General features: G+C 57.4%; 10 protein-coding genes. All 10 read left to right on the top strand.

Annotated elements, in window-relative coordinates; all coding sequences use genetic code 11:
* Positions 1–80 precede the first annotated feature (80 nt).
* The 10 genes from F0P93_RS27560 (at position 81) to F0P93_RS27515 (ending at position 15,374) form a co-directional block, all read left to right on the top strand.
* Positions 81–3,233 carry a SusC/RagA family TonB-linked outer membrane protein gene (locus tag F0P93_RS27560; protein ID WP_150881005.1) on the top strand — a complete coding sequence of 1,051 codons (3,153 nt, stop codon included), beginning with the start codon at positions 81–83 and terminating at the stop codon, positions 3,231–3,233.
* A 20-nt stretch (positions 3,234–3,253) separates the two neighbouring features.
* Entirely contained in the window at positions 3,254–4,894 is a 1,641-nt protein-coding gene (locus F0P93_RS27555) for a RagB/SusD family nutrient uptake outer membrane protein (protein ID WP_191908938.1), read from the top strand.
* A 59-nt stretch (positions 4,895–4,953) separates the two neighbouring features.
* Positions 4,954–7,791: a hypothetical protein gene (locus tag F0P93_RS27550; protein ID WP_150881002.1), complete on the top strand. Its 2,838-nt coding sequence runs from the start codon at positions 4,954–4,956 to the stop codon at positions 7,789–7,791.
* Between the two features lie 67 nt (positions 7,792–7,858).
* A complete protein-coding gene (locus tag F0P93_RS27545) occupies positions 7,859–9,220 on the top strand; it encodes a GH39 family glycosyl hydrolase (RefSeq protein ID WP_225309671.1) in 1,362 nt (453 codons plus the stop codon).
* A 43-nt stretch (positions 9,221–9,263) separates the two neighbouring features.
* Positions 9,264–10,130, top strand: a complete 867-nt coding sequence (locus F0P93_RS27540; protein WP_150880998.1) for an amidohydrolase family protein — start codon at positions 9,264–9,266, stop codon at positions 10,128–10,130.
* Positions 10,127–11,125, top strand: coding sequence for a zinc-dependent alcohol dehydrogenase (locus tag F0P93_RS27535; protein WP_150880996.1), 999 nt, complete (start codon positions 10,127–10,129; stop codon positions 11,123–11,125). The genes F0P93_RS27540 and F0P93_RS27535 overlap by 4 nt, the downstream gene beginning before the upstream one ends.
* A 9-nt stretch (positions 11,126–11,134) precedes the next feature.
* A complete protein-coding gene (locus F0P93_RS27530) occupies positions 11,135–12,286 on the top strand; it encodes a mandelate racemase/muconate lactonizing enzyme family protein (protein WP_150880995.1) in 1,152 nt (383 codons plus the stop codon).
* Between the two features lie 20 nt (positions 12,287–12,306).
* Complete coding sequence (locus F0P93_RS27525; protein ID WP_150880993.1) at positions 12,307–12,987, top strand: RraA family protein; 681 nt, start codon at positions 12,307–12,309, stop codon at positions 12,985–12,987.
* A 14-nt stretch (positions 12,988–13,001) separates the two neighbouring features.
* On the top strand, positions 13,002–13,709 hold the full coding sequence (locus F0P93_RS27520; protein WP_191908937.1) for a PIG-L deacetylase family protein: 708 nt from the start codon (positions 13,002–13,004) through the stop codon (positions 13,707–13,709).
* 60 nt (positions 13,710–13,769) lie between these two features.
* On the top strand, positions 13,770–15,374 hold the full coding sequence (locus tag F0P93_RS27515) for an SLC5 family protein (RefSeq protein WP_191908936.1): 1,605 nt from the start codon (positions 13,770–13,772) through the stop codon (positions 15,372–15,374).
* The last annotated feature ends 43 nt before the right edge of the window (positions 15,375–15,417 follow it).

The raw sequence follows: 15,417 nt of genomic DNA, 5'->3' as shown, positions 1-15,417 counted from the left end.
TTAGGGGTGGTTTTTGATTTTGCCGCCATCAGACTGCCACGTACTCCCTACTTTTTAACAAAAAATAATGACTCCAGACTATGAAAAAAGCATTACAGAGTAGCCCCTGGGTATTCCTGGTTCTAAGCGGTCTCCAGTTTCTGGTGGCGACGGGCTTCGCCGGGTCAGCATTGGCCGCCGATGCGGGTGTCCGGGTTCCGGCAGGCCCGTCGGCATCGCGGCTGGTCGATTTCACCGTAAAAGGGAAAGTAGTCGATGCCGAGAAAAACGAACTGCTGCCCGGCGTGAGCATCCTCATCAAAGGCTCGCAGCGCGGAACCACCACGGATGAAAAAGGCCTGTACTCCATCGTCGTTCCCGACGACAAAACCGTGCTGGTGGTCAGTTTTCTGGGCTACGAAAGCCAGGAAATCCTCGTCGGCAGCACTACCGTACTGGACATTGCCCTGAACGCCGATACCAAATCGCTCAACGAAGTGGTCGTGGTCGGCTACGGGGTGCAGAAGAAAACGTCGGTTACGGCGGCCGTATCGACGCTGAAAGGCAAAGAAGTGGCGTCGATTCCCATCACCAACCTGAGCAACGGGCTGGGTGGCCGGTTGTCGGGCGTCATTGTCAAGCAAGGCTCTGGTGAACCAGGCCGCGACGGCTCGAACATCTTCATCCGGGGCGTTTCGTCCACCGGCAACAACCAGCCACTGCTGATTGTCGACAACATTCCGCGCAGTTTTCAGCAACTTGACCCCAACACCATCGAGTCGTTTACGGTCTTGAAAGATGCCGCGGCCGTGGCGCCCTACGGCGTGGCCGGTGCCAACGGCGTAATCCTGATTACGACCAAACGCGGAAAAACCGGGGCACCGTCGCTGACGTATAATGGCTACGTGGGTTTTCAGAACCCGACGGTTTTGCCGGACTATGTCACTTCGTACCAATACGCGCTGCTGCGGAATGCGGCCGCCAAAAACGAAGGACTGCCGATTCCGTTTTCCAATTACGCCCTGCAGAAATACCAGGACGGTTCGGATCCCGATGCGTATCCCACGTTTAAAGACATCTGGGGTTCGCTGATCAACAAAAATTCCCTCCTGACGTCCCACAACTTGGAACTGTCGGGCGGCACCGACAAAGCACGGTATTACGCCAGTCTGGGGTATCAGCATCAGGACGGGATGTGGGACGCGACGGGCCAGAACCGCTACAATGTGGCCATCAACCTGGACGCGCAGGCCACCCGAACCACCAAGATTTCGATGAACCTGAACGGCTGGGTACAACAGGGCAAATATCCTTCGATTGCCACAGGCCGGATTTTCGAACTAATCGGCTATCTACACCCGCTCTACGGCCCGCTGCAATACAGCAATGGCATGTATGGAACCTTCGTCACGGGCAGTCTTTTCAACAGCGGTTACCAGAAAACCAACACTTCGGCCCTGTATTCCCAGTTGTCGATCGAGCAGGACATTCCGTTCATTCCCGGCTTAAAATTCAAAGGAACGATTGCCTACGACCCCACGACCATTGTGAGTAAAACGTGGACTTTGCCGGTTCAGAAAGCGTCGATTGATACCACAAAAAGGCCGTATGTGATCAAAGATGGTGTTTTTGGTCAGGCTAAACCGTCGCTCAGTCAGGGACTCGACCAGATTCAGCAGATTACCTATCAGGCAGGGTTGAACTACAGCCGCTCATTCGGGAAAAGTACGATTGGCGCGCTGGGTATTTTTGAAGCCAAATCCAACGACCTGGCCAGCCTGAGTGCCAGCCGCCGGAACTTTAATCTGCTGGTGGACGAAATCAACATGGGCAGTTCCAGCCAGGCGGACATGTCTACCGCGGGCATTTCGAGTTCGGCCCGGCAGATGGGTCTGGTGTATCGCGTGACCTACGATTATGCTGATAAATACCTCGTGGAAGCCAGTGGCCGCTACGACGGCAGCTACTTTTTTGCGTCCGACAAACGGTACGGTTTTTTCCCCGCCTTTTCGCTCGGCTGGCGGCTGTCGGAAGAACCGTTCCTGAAAAACCAGGTCTCCTGGCTCGACAACCTGAAACTCCGGGGTTCCTACGGCGAAGTGGGCGCGCTGGCCGGAAGTGCGTTTCAGTACCTGAGCACCTACAGCGTGTTGGGGACTAACTACGTCATCGGCAAAAACGCCGTTCAGGGCATCCGGGAGCGGGCCGAATCCAATCCGAACATCACCTGGGAGCGGGCGAAGAAAACCGATATTGGGCTGGAAGCGACCTTATGGAAGGGGCGGTTTACGTTCGAGGCCGATTATTTCTACGAAAAACGCTCGAATATGCTGGTCAATCCCGATGTGGTGGTGCCGGCCGAATACGGGGTCGCTTTGAGTCAGGTGAACGCCGGGATCATGGACAACCGCGGAATCGACCTGTCGTTCGCGACCAATTACCGGTTTTCGAACGACCTTCAGGTGTCACTCGGAGGCAATTTTACGTACGCCAAGAACAAACTGCTCCAGGTTTTCGAGTCGCCGGTGACTGCCAACAATCCCAACCGCCAGCTGACCGGCCGTTCGCTGGGCACGCAGTTTGGCTTTCAGGACCTGGGCTATTTTCAGGTGAGTGATTTTGACGAAGCCGGGAATCTGAAACCGGGGATTGCCGTCCAGCCGTGGGGAAAAGTGCAACCGGGCGACATCCGGTATGCCGACCTGAACGGCGACGGAAAGATCAATGACAACGATTTGACCGCCATCGGTGATCCGGCGGCTACCCCGCGCATTATTTACGGCCTCTCGCCCAACGTCCGCTACAAAGGCTTCACGCTGGACCTGCTGTTTCAGGGAACGGCCAGAACCAACTGGTATTATCAGCCCTCGTCCGTGATGCCCTTCTGGGATACGATGCTGCCTTACGTTCAGAATTTTGACTACTGGACCCCCGAAAATCCGGATGCGAAAAACCCCCGGCTGACGTCCTCACCGACGGTCAACAATTCGCAGATTTCTTCTTTCTGGGTGGGCGATGCAAGCTACCTGCGTCTGAAAAATGCGACACTGGCCTACAGTCTGCCTTCGTCGGTGACGCAGAAGATGAAAATTCAGAACGTACGGGTTTACGTTTCCGGTCAAAATCTGCTGACGTGGACCAAACTGGTGAATTATGACCCGGAAATCGGTCCGAACAACTCCTGGCAGCCCAACGGTCCCTGGTCGTATCCGCAGCAAAAAGTATTCTCAGTTGGCCTGAATGTGACCTTTTAATGATTCAAACGAGACTGATTATGAACAATTTATTTATCAAAAGACGAACCCGCATCGTCGCTTTGCTCTGCCTCGTTCTGGGCATTTCTTCCTGCCAGGATTTTCTGGAAGTAGAACCCCGCGATCAGGTATCCGACGGAACTCTATGGAGCAGCACCGCCAACGCCGATCTGTTTTTGCACGATGTGTATGCCGGTGTTCCGACCATGGACTCCGGTGATCCCTGGGAAAACTATTCCGACAATTCCCTGAATGGGCAGGCTGGCCGGACGAGCGCCATCCTGTACGGGGCGTCGATTTATACGCCCAGCAATGCCCCCAACCGGTGGGCGCTGTACGTTCAGATCCGGAAAGCGAACCTGTTCATTGCCAAAGTAACGGCGTCGGCCTTGCCGGATGCGTGGAAAAAACAGCGGCTGGGGGAAGCCCGGTTTTTGCGGGCCTATTATTATTCGCTGTTGTGGGTATCGCACGGCGGAGTACCGATTATCACCGATGTGCTGAACCAAAGTACGCAGGGCGACGCCATTTTCCGGCCCCGCAATACCTCGGAAGAAACCTATAAGTTCATCGCCGATGAGTGCGCGGCCAGTGCGGAGGATTTGCCCGTCACGGCCGAAGCGGGCCGGGCCACCAAAGGCGCTGCCCTGACCTTAAAGGCGTGGACCGAGTTGTTTAACGCCAGTCCGCTGAAAAATGCCACCAACGACAAAGCCAAATGGGCAGTGGCGGCTGCCACCTACAAAAAAGTGATGGATCTGAAAGCATACAGCCTGTTTCCGGACTACAACACCTTGTTTTTTGAGGAAAATAACAACAATGTGGAGGTGATCTTCGACCGGCAGCACCTGGGCGGAACCGCGCTGGCCAACTACCGGGAGTCGTATCTCGGCCCCCGCTTTGTGTATGGCACCCTGACCGGTTTTGGGCATGTCGATCCGACGCAGGACATCGTGGATGAATATGCCATGGCCAACGGTCTGCCCATCACGGCACCCGGTTCCGGCTACGATCCGCAAAACCCCTACGTGAACCGCGAAAAACGTTTTTATCAGTCGATTGTCTACGACGGTTCGACCTGGCTGGGCGATCTGATGATCATGAAACAGGGCGTGGGCAGCCTGAATGCGACGGATTTGAACAACAGCAGTGTATCGACCAAAACCGGGTATTACCTGCGAAAAGGCATGAACACGAAATACGCCAGCGTCAACAACAACCTGAACGGGGCCAATTTCATTCTCTTCCGGTATGCAGAGGTGTTACTGGGGTATGCCGAAGCGCAGAACGAAGCCGTTGGGGCCGACGAATCGGTTTACAGTGCCGTCAATCTGGTGCGGGCCCGTTCCGAACTACCGCCCTTAACGCCCGGCATGACCCCCGCGCAGATGCGGGTGGCCATTCACCGCGAACGCCGGGTCGAGCTGGCTTTTGAAGACAAACGCCTGCCCGACCTAATGCGGCTGAAGCTGGCCGAAAAAGTATTGAACGGAACGGTCCACGCTATGAAAATTGACATGGTGGGCGGAAAACCGGTCTATACCGTCATTCCGGCAGCCGGAGGGGCCAAAGTGTTTTTCCCGGAAAAGAATTATGTCCTGCCCATTCCGCAGTCAGCGATCGATAAAAATTCGAAATTGACGCAGAATCCCAATTATTGAGTACGTTACCACCCCGGCTGAGCGGGTTTCCATTCAGCCGGGGGTTATTCCGATTCATTATGCACGGTTTTACGAAAATACGTCGTTGGTTTTGCTTTTCAACGGTCTGGCTGACCGGTTCTTTTTGCGGCCCGGCTGCACCCGCGCAGACCAGCCCGTTGCAACAGGCAAAAGTGCAGATTTCCTTTGGTCACCGGTCCCCGCAGCGGACGATTCAGTCGGTTCAACTGCAGGGCCGCTCACCGGGCTTGCAGGTGTCCGTCCCGACGGGCGCGAACCTCGAAAAAAACGACCGGGCGGCTCTCAAATCCGTTCTGAATACCGGCGCGGGCGATGTGGATGTCCTGCTGGTGAATCTAAGCTGGCCGAAACCCACGGCAACTCCCCGCAAACTGGCGTCCCACAAAGACCAGCATACGATCAACAACGACGCGATGTGGGGCTATTTAATGGCCAACGGTTCACCCGGCCAGGCCTCCCGGCTGAAGGACGACTCCTGGCAGCAACCCGATGCGCCTGTGCTGACCGTTCAACTGGCCGAAAACGGTACGGAAGGCTTTTCCGTGGCCCTCGAGCAGCTCCTGCGGCACGGTGCCATGTGGTTGCCGGAACACGATGTTTACCTCACGCTGGCCGATAAACCGGTCGATTTTAAGCAGCATCTGGCTTCGCTGACCGGTCAGCGAACGCTCGATCAGGTGGCAAAAACTCCCGACGCTTCCCTGGAGCAATTCAAAAAAAGCTGGGAGGATTTCGGAAATCCCAACCAGTGGGATGTTTCCTGGCAAACCAAGTACCTGGGAACCCGGGGGCATTTGCTGGTGACGGCGCCCGCACACGGATCGCTCTACAAATTTGCCATCGATCGCTGGGCCAACGTACGGCCCGATTTCGCTTCGCCCCACAAATTCCGGCTGGACCTCCTGTGGCCCGATAGCCAGTGGAAATCCCAGACGATTGTAAACGGTTTGCCGATCTGTGTGACCCAACTGGAGCGCGAGAGTCAGCAGGCTGCAATCGAGCAGTTTGCCGCGCCGATTACCACACTCCCGGTCATCGGTCGGGGTGAACTACCGGGCGTGATGCTTACCCGCGTTCGGCTATCGGGCAAAACCGGTCCGGTTTCAGTCGGTTTCCGGCTCACGAGTGAAGCGAAAAACCGCCTATTGGAAGCCCAAAAGAAGGGCGACGACTGGGTCGTTGTGGAGCCGGGAACCAACCGGATCTGGCTGATGCTGGAAACCGGCCCCGGGTTTTCGGTTCAGATCAATAAACCGTCAACGGCGAATGCCAACCCGGCGGTCGAAATCACGTGTACCGGCGAAGTGGCTGCTGGCGAAACTCGGGAACTGCTGGCCAAACTGCCCTCTCCGGCGGTCGCGGAGGCCGATTATCCAAAACTCAAAGCCGTCGATTTTGCCGCGTCCCGGACGTTCATCGTGAACTATTGGGAAAACTGGCTCCGTCAGGGTGCGTCGTTCGAGGTGCCGGAACCGGCGGTGAACAACCTGTTTCGGGCCAATTTGTGGCATGCGCTCATTCTGCCCCGGCACCGACTGAACGAAAAAGGACAGCCGCACATGGATTTGCCCTACGCCAACACGGCTTACGGCCAAACCAACGCCGACTGGCCCATCAACCAGGCGGTTTACGTGGACTATATGCTCTACGGGTTGCGGGGGCATTGGCAGGTGGCCGACGACGAGATGGCCGCGATGTTCCAGAGTCAGCAGCAGCCCGACGGACGGATTGGCGGTTTTGCCAACTGGGGCGTTTATTCGCCGGGGCAATTATACGCCATTGCTCAGAACTATCTGCTCTCCCGGGACCGCAAGCGGTTTGACGTCCTGCTGCCCCAATCGCTCAAAACGCTGGACTGGTGTCTCGCGCAGGTGGCCAAAGCCGGAACCGGCAGCGGTGCTAACGGCCTGATTCGCGGTCCTTTGAATGATTTGACCCACGCTGAACGGGAATGGGCCTTTACACAGGCTTACTTCGTGGCCGGACTGGAACGCTTCAGCCAGGCCCTGGCCGTCTACGGTCATCCGCGGGCAAGCGAAGTGCGTCAGGTGGCCGCGAAGATGAAGCAGGACGTGGAACGGGCGTTTGCGCGGAGCAGCGTGCAGTCGGCGGTGGTACAACTGGCAGACGGAAGCTGGAACAATTTTGTGCCGACCGACGCCATGACGCCACGCCGGATGATGGAACAATGGTATCCGACCGACGTGGATTGCGGCCCGCTGCACCTGGCCCGGCTGGAGGCAGTCGATCCGCGCGGCTGGCTGAGCACCGCGATGCTGCACGATCACGAAGACAACCTGTTTCTGAAAAATCAGGGGGCCGCCAACGAGCCGGTCTACGTTCAGCAGGCCCGGGTTTACCTGCGACGCGACGAAGCAAAGGCCGCCATTCGGGCTTTCTACAGCCTGATGGCTTGCGGTTTTTCGCACAACCAGCTTTCGCCGGTCGAACACCGATGGGCGTGGGGGCAATATTACGGCCCGCCGAGTACCGACGGGGCTTGGTTTGAATTGTACCGGGATATGTTGCTGAATGAACGCGATAACCAGACGCTTTTGCTGGGGCAGGCCATTCCGCGGACGTGGCTGGAAGCGGGCAAACGGATTGCGGTTCGGAACGCACCGACCTATTTTGGGCCGCTGTCGTTTACGATGGAAAGCCAGACCGCGACCGGCTCGATTACCGCCCGCATCGAATTATCGAACCGCAACCCGCCCGGGGAGTTACTCGTCCGGTTTCGGCATCCGCAGGAAAAACCGCTGCGGAGCGTGCTCGTAAACGGAAAACCGTGGACCGATTTTGATGTCAAAAAGGAGTGGGTTCGCATTCCAAAACCGGTTGCCGGTTCTTATGTGGTGACGGTTCAATACAAATAGTCAACGGTATGAAAAACTTTTTATCTTACGTCTAAATACGTCTTGCATGCGACCTAAAGCCTTCCTTTTGAGTATATTAGTCAGCGTTTCGGTGCCGCTTCTGGCCCAACCGGTTCAGGTCAGTGTGGGGTTTGGCGAGAAAGAAGGCCCCATGCGCATGGAACGGATGGCGTTGGGGCAGGGCGGTCTTTCCGAAGAACCGATGATTGCCAGCCGCGTCACGGAAATTCGCGCGCTGCACCCCGGCATCATTCGGCTTTTTGTCAGTGAATATTACGACCTGTTGCCCAAACCCGGCACCTACCATTTCAAAACGCTCGACAGCATGGTGACGTCCGTTCTGCTGACGGGGGCCAAACCGTTGATGAGCCTGTGTTTTAAACCGAAGCTGCTTTTTCCGAAAATCGACCAGGACATTGTTGAACCGACGGACTACAAACAGTGGGAAGAACTCGTTTACAACGTCGTGAAACATTACCGCGACCGTAAGGCCGGGATTCAGTACTGGGAAGTGGGCAATGAGGTGGATATTGGCGAAGACGGCGGAACGCCCTACCGCTTCAAACCGGAGAGTTACGCCCGGTATTACAAGCACACGGTGGCGGCTGTCCTGCGCGCCGATCCCACGGCCAAGGTAGGTGGTCCGGCTTTGGCGTGGTTTAAGTCGCCCATTTTGCCGGCTCTGCTCGAGGCCTGTTCGAAAGAGAAACTACCGCTGCATTTTGTTTCCTGGCACCATTACAACAACAGTCCGCAGGTGATCCGGAAGCAGATCGACTACGTTCTGGATCTGCTGAAAAAACACCCGGATCTGAAGGCCGAAACCATCATGGACGAGTGGAATGTGGACTTGTTCAACCCGATTCTGGACCCCCGCTACCAACCCTGCTACGTAGCCGAAACCATCTGGCAGATGAAAGACGCCGGGCTGGACTGGTCGTGTTACTACCAGATTCGCGACTGGTACGTCTCCTACGACACCTTTGCCAAGGTATTCTCGCCGTCGGGGGCGGCTTTCATGACCCGCTGGTGGAACCGGCAGGCGCAGTTCAGCGGTCTGATCGATTACCAGAACCAGCTTCGTCCGGCGTATTTTACCTTCAAACTGCTTTCCCGCATGGCGGGCGAACGGCTGAAAGTCAGCTCGTCGAGCGACAAGGTGCACGGTTTTGCGACGCAGGACGACCAACTGCAAATGCACAATATGATGCTGTGGAATTTTTCGGACCAGACCGTCGAGGTCGAAATGAGCCTGAATGATCTGCCGAAAAAGATGCGAACGCGGCACATTGTTCTGGATGCCACTGGAGCGGGCAATGACGAAAACCACCGGCTCCGACCGGACCCGTTCATTCAGCTCAACCCGGGAAACCAGAAATTGACGGTGAAACTGGAGCCCTGGGCGGTGCATTACTGGTCGCTGGAATGAGCCGGTTGGCCGGAATTTGTTTACGTGAGCTTACTGAGAAACCATGATTGTTGATATTCACACGCATTTTTTTCGTCCCGAAACCGACTTCGGTCCCAAACTACAAGCCGACATGGCCCGTTGCGGTGTTGATGCCGCCGTTTGGGGAGATGTGGGCGAACGGCACCTCGAAACCACCCGCGACGCCGACGTGGCCATTGTTTTTGGCCTTCAGGCTTCCCAGACCGACTGGAACATTCCCAACGAAGTGGTGGCCGCCCACGTCGCCCGCGCCCCGGAACGGCTGCTGTTCTTTACGTCCATCGACCCGGTTTTGCCCGATTTTATGGAACAACTGGAACGCGACCACCAGGATTTGGGGGCGGTGGGCGTCAAACTGGCTCCGCTCTACCAGAACATCCATCCCGGCGATCCCCGGTGCTACGAGCTGTACCGGTATTGCGTCAAACACGGTTTGCCCATCCTTTTTCATACGGGAACGTCGTTCGTGGGCGGTACCCCGCTGGACTATTCGCGTCCGGTTCATTTCGATCAGGTTGCGGTCGATTTTCCGGATTTGCGGATGATCATGGCGCACCTGGGGCATCCGTGGGAAGGCGAAACCATTGCCGTCATTCGGCGGCACGCCAACGTTTTTGCCGATTTGTCCGCCTTGTATTACCGCCCCTGGCAATTTTATAATTCGATGCGTCTGCTGGTGGAATACCGGGCGGATGCGAAAGTGCTGTTCGGTTCGGATTATCCCTTTACGACAACGGGTTCGTCGCTGATCGGGGTGCGCGGCATCAATGCAGTTCTGGGAAACAGCGGGTTACCACCGATTCCGTCGGACGTTCTGGAGGGGATTATTCACCGCGATGCCCTGCGTCTGCTCGGTCTGCCGCATCCCGCGACCCGCATCCGCCCATGAACCGGCCTTCCACCATGCAGGCGCTGCAAATGCGCGGCATCCGCGAACTGGTGAAAACGGAGCTTCCCGTTCCATCGCCCCAACCGGACGAGGTGTTGATCCGCACCCAGGCGGCTACGATCTGCACGTCGGATCTGCACGATCTGGCGACCAATCCGTTTAACATTATTTTGCCCCGTGTGCTCGGCCATGAAGCTGCCGGGATTGTCGTGGCCTGCGGTTCGGCGGTAACGCAGTTCGTTCCCGGAAACCGGGTGGCGGCTCATCCGGTGGTTCCCTGCGGTTATTGCGAAGAATGCCTCCGGGGCTTCGATCACCTCTGCGCCAACATGGGCCATCTGGGCTATGATCGCGAGGGCGGTTTTGCCGACTATTTCGTGCAACGTGCCGACCGGGTTCGGGCTTTGCCGCCGGACGTATCGTTTTCGCTGGGGGCCTTGCTGGAGCCGGTATGCGTTTGTTTACAGGCGGTTGCGCGGGCGGGCGATGTTCGGGGGCGGGTGGTACTCGTGGTTGGCGACGGCCCTTTCGGGAATATGATTGCGCGGCTGGCGCGTCGGGCGGGAGCCAGCCGGGTTCTGGTGGTGGGTCGGGAGCCGTTCCGGTTGCGGCACATACCGGATGCTGAGATTGTCGAGGTTCCGCCAGCCCGGTCGGTGGACGTGGCGATTCTGGCGGTCAGTTCGGCGGAAGCGGTGGGCGTTTGCCTGTCGGCGCTGCGGCCGCGCGGACGGCTGGTTATTTTTAGCGCCGTGCTTCAACCCGTTCCAATCAATCTTTTTCCGCTGCATTTGTCGGAACTGGAAATTGTGGGAGCCTGCAACGACGAAAACCGCCTGGACGAAGCCCTGCGCTGCCTAAGTGATCCCGAGCTGGCTTTGCACGAAGTGATCACCCAAGAAATCCGATTTGAAGACTGGAAAAAAGCCTTTGATCTGGCGAGTCACCAGCATGACCGGGCCTTGAAAGTGGCTCTCGTTTTTGATCCTATTTGACTGAACGCTATGAAAATAACCAATGTAGAGGCTTTCATTCTTGAATCGCCCTTCAAATACCAGGCCCCGGAAGGCAGCGAGGAAGCGCGGGGCGTCAAACACTGTTTCCTGCTCAAAGTCAGCACGGACGAAGGGCTGGTGGGCTGGTCGGACGTCGAAACCGCCCCGCACGTCGGCGAAGCTGTGGTCAACGCACCCGAAAGCGGGTCGGGCGTTTTCGAAGGACTCCGGGCGCTGGTAATCGGCGAAGACCCGTTCGATGTCGAGCGGCTCTGGGACAAAATCTACCGGGGTTCCATTTACTATGGCCGACGCGGGGTAGCGATGCAGGTGCTTTCCGGGTTCGACATTGCCTGCCATGACCTGATCGGGAAAGCCATTGGCCGACCGGTGTACAAAATTCTCGGGGGCGCGCGTCGCGACCGGGTGCGGGCCTATGCCTCCACGCTTTTCCGCCCTACGCCCGATGACATCCGGCGTTCCTGCGACTATTACCTGGAGAAAGGCTTTACGGCGGTGAAATTTGGCTGGGGTGTTTTCGGGCAAAACCGCAAGCTGGACATTGCGCTGGTGGCCGCAGCCCGCGAAACGCTGGGATCCGACGTCGAACTGATGATCGATCCGGGCTGGATGGTAAACCGGTCGGCCTACGACGCCATCGAGTTGTGCCGGGCGCTGGAACCCTACAACATCTTCTGGCTGGAAGACTTCATGCACCCCGAAAACTACGAGGGCTACGCCAAGGTGAAAGCCGCCGGGGTTCGCACCCGACTGGCCGCCGGGGAGCAGGAAGCCACCGCCTGGGGATTCCGCGATCTGATCAACCGGGGCGGTATCGACGTGGTGCAGCCGGATTTGTCGCGCTGCGGGGGCTTTACGCAGGTCCGCAAAATCATGTGGGAAGCCGAACACGCCGGGATCGACGTTTGCCCGCATGCCTGGCTCACGGATTTGCTCACGGCGGCCAGTCTGCACGTGAATGCCGTCTTGCCGCGCGCGCTTTTTCTGGAATACAATGTGAGTGATAACCCCATGCTGCGGGAAGTGATCCAGAATCCGGTGCAGATGGACGCCGAAGGCTACATCCCCGTTCCGCAGGGGCCAGGTTTAGGAATCGAAATAAACGAACAGGCCGTCCGACGGTTTTGTGTAAATCTCTAATGAAAATGATCAGCTTAGCTATGAAAACTGCCCTAAACTTTCCCTCCGATGAAGAACGGTTTAGTTGGATAAAAGAAAATCTGTATGTCCCCGTGGTGTGTGACGTTCTCGACGGTCTGGGGTATCGGAATCAGGCCATGCACCACCGCTTGCGGCCGCTGGACCCGGACCACTGCGTCATTGTCGGACGGGCCCGGACCTTCCGCTGGATGGATACCGACTACGTAATGGACGATCCGTATGGCCTGGAAATTGAAGCGATGGACGCGCTGGGCAAAGGCGATGTGGTGGTGCATTCCACCGACCCGGCCGGAACCAATGCGCCCTGGGGCGAGTTGATGAGCACCATCGCCAAACGGAACGGGGCCACCGGCTGCATTTGCGACAGCATGATCCGCGACTGCCGCAAAATCATGGCAATGGAGTTTCCGGTATTTTACGGTGGTATTCGTCCGCTGGACAGCCTGGGCCGGGGGCGCGTCATGGCCTACGATGTCCCCGTTCGGTGTGGCGACGTGCTGGTGCATCCCGGCGAGTTGATTTTTTCGGATTTCGACGGCATCGTGGTCATTCCGCTGGGGCTGGAAGACGAGGTGCTGGCTCAGGCGTATGAGAAAGTTACGAAGGAAAACCAGTCGCGGATCGACCTGCTGAACGGGGATTCCCTGCGGACTGTATTCGACCGGCACGGGGTATTGTGATGAGCGCAAAACCGATGAATATTCTCTGCGTAACGGCCCATCCGGACGATGCTGAAATTCTCTGTGCGGGTACCCTGGCGCGGTACGCCAGTCAGGGGCATACCGTCACCATCGCCGTGTTTACGAGCGGCAACATGGGCGATGCGAAGATTCCACCGGACGAGCTGGCGGTGATGCGGGAGCAGGAAACGCGGGAAGCCGCCGACCTGCTGGGTGCCCGGCTGATCTGGGCCGGGATCGATGATGAACACGTTTTCCCAACCCTGGAGCAGCGACGGATCATGATCGACATTCTGCGGGAAGCCGATCCGGACGTGATTTTTACCCACTCGCCCAACGACTATCATCCCGACCACCGGTACGTCGGTCAACTGGTTTTCGATTCGTATTTCCAGAAAGGCCTGCCCCACATTCCCGGACAGCAACGCCCGGCCTGCCGGTTTGGCCAGGCGCAGGTTTATTACCTGGACAACCTGGGCGGCATCGGTTTTCTGCCCACCGAATACGTGGACATCAGTGCGGTTTTCGAGCTGAAAATGCGGATGCTGGCCTGCCACCGCTCGCAGGTGGTTGCCATGCAGGAACTGGCCAACACCGATTTGCTTGGCATGATCGAAATTCAGGCCCGGTTCCGGGGGTTGGCGGCCGGTTGTCGCTACGCCGAAGGGTTCACGCGGCTCGATGCCTACCAGCGCGGATTGACGAGCCGGATTTTACCCTGACGGTTTCGGTTCAAAACCGGCCGACGGGGCTTTTTCACACGAATGCCTACAACCTTCCCCATGAACAACTTCCACCTTACGCTTACCGATATTGTCATTATTGTCGCCGAAATCCTGGTCGTTGTCGTCGTCGGCTTGCTGGCGGCCCGCAAAGTGGTTCGAACAACGGAAGGTTATTTTCTGGCTTCGGGCCGCATGCCGTGGTACCTCATCGGGGCGGCTTTTGTGTCCACCAGCGTTTCCAGCGAGCAGATTGTCGGCACCATCGGCGCGACCTACAAAGGCGGTCTGGCCATCGCCAACTGGGAATGGTGGTGTCTGCCCACCTATTCGCTGATGATGGTTTTTTTCATCCCGCTCTACCTGCGCAACAAAATTGTAACGGTGCCGGAACTGCTCAACCGGCGCTTCGGCCCGGCCTGCGGGGCCATCTACAGCAGTGTGATTCTGGTGGGCTACGTCTTCATTTTCCTGCCGCCGGTCTTGTACGGCGGCAGTTTAACCCTCAGTGAATTAACCGGTTGGTCGCAGTGGTACGTGCTCGCCGGCATTCTGATTCTGACGGCCAGCTACACCTTGTTGGGCGGACTCAGTTCGGTTATGTGGACGGATGCCATTCAGTGCGTGATGCTCATTGGGGGCGGGGTGCTGCTGTTCTTCGTGGCCCTCGACAAAATTCCCGGCGGCTGGGAAGCCATGACGCTGGCGGCACCGGATCGTTTTCACCTCTACCGCCCGGCCACCGACGAGGAAGCTCCGTTTTTGGGGTTGATTCTGGCGTCTTTCGGCGTCTTTTTATTCTATCAATCCTCCAACCAGGTGATGGTTCAGCGGATTTTGTCGGCCCGGAGCACATGGGACGGCATGATGGGGCTGGTTTTTGCCGGTTTCATCAACATCATTCGGCCGCTGGTGACCTGTCTGCTGGGTCTGATCGTGTATCACTGGCTCGATGTCATGCACCAGGGGCCGTCTTTGCTGCCCAACAGGCAGGATCAGGCGTTTCCGTACTCCCTGGCGGTTTTTGCGCCGTCCGGTTTGCGTGGCATCATTCTGGCCGGTTTTTTTGCCGCCGTCATGGCGTCGGTCAGTGCGCTCACCAATTCCGTGGCCACCATCTTTTCGCTGGATGTCTACCACCGGTTCTGGCGAAAAAAAGCCGGCGATAAGGAATTGATCACAACGGGGCAGGTGTCAGGCGGGCTAGCGTTGCTGATTGCCGCCGTTGTTTCGCCGATTGTGGCCAACGTGGGCATGTTCAAATATTTCCAGACCGGGGTTACCTACATGGCGACGCCGTTTATTTCGGTGCTGCTGATGGGCATTTTCTGGAAACGCACGACCTACGCTGGTGCCGTCGCCGGGATGCTCGGCGGTTTGGTGATCCAGATTGCCCTGGCGCTCCTGATCTGGGCGTTGGATAGTAAAATCAACTGGCTGTACGTCGCCGGGATGGCTCAGGCCCTGACCATGCTGCTCATTGCGGTGGTTTCGCTCTACACCACGCCCCCGACGACGGAACAATACAAGCCGTTTCTGTGGCGGTTTTCCTGGTTGCGCGAACTGGAAGAAGGCACGCAGGTGCGCCCCTGGTGGCAGCAGGTGAAATTCTGGTTTGGTTTGTACGCCGTCGCCTGGTGTTACATTTACTGGCGGTTCTGGTAAAATCCGGCTTGCGCGTCGCTCCTTCTGATTCTCCTAACCCTGA

The sequence above is a fragment of the Larkinella humicola genome (genome assembly GCF_008727875.1).
Taxonomy (GTDB): Bacteria; Bacteroidota; Bacteroidia; order Cytophagales; family Spirosomataceae; genus Larkinella; species Larkinella humicola.
This window is presented reverse-complemented; position numbering and strand designations above follow the sequence as displayed.